The 443-nt window shown below is 58.2% G+C and carries 1 protein-coding gene; it reads right to left on the bottom strand.

Translation table 11 applies throughout. From position 1 onward, the window contains the following. Window positions 1–443 (bottom strand): PIN domain-containing protein (locus MU407_RS14170; protein WP_348648039.1); only part of this gene is annotated, 443 nt, incomplete at both ends.

The raw sequence follows: 443 nt of genomic DNA, 5'->3' as shown, positions 1-443 counted from the left end.
GCATAGCCGATCGCGGCATGGGATAAAGAACCGTGGTTTGTTCGCTGACCAGCTGGAAGGCGTCCTTGTCTCCCGAGGCAATATAGTTATGCATGCCGGCGTCTTCGCCGCGCTGGGAAAGCGTGGCCACAATATCGTCGGCTTCGTAATCCTCATACGTCAGCCAGGCAATGCCCAGGACGTCCAGCACCTTCTTGATGACGTCGATCTGACCTTTGAATTCCTCCGGCGTCGGTTTGCGCCCGCCCTTATAGTCGGCGTATTCGCGGGTGCGGAAAGTACCGCCCGGCAGGTCAAAGGCCACCGCAATATGCGTCGGCTGATGATCGGAGCAGACCTTGAGCAACGTCGACACAAAGCCGTAAACGGCGTTCGTGTACTGCCCGCCGCGGGTCAGAAAATTCTCGGCTCTCAGCGCGTAGAACGCGCGAAATGCCATAGAG

Origin of the sequence: Brachybacterium sp. Marseille-Q7125, assembly GCF_023062615.1 — a bacterium.
In the GTDB taxonomy this organism is placed as follows: Bacteria; Actinomycetota; Actinomycetes; order Actinomycetales; family Dermabacteraceae; genus Brachybacterium.
This window is presented reverse-complemented; position numbering and strand designations above follow the sequence as displayed.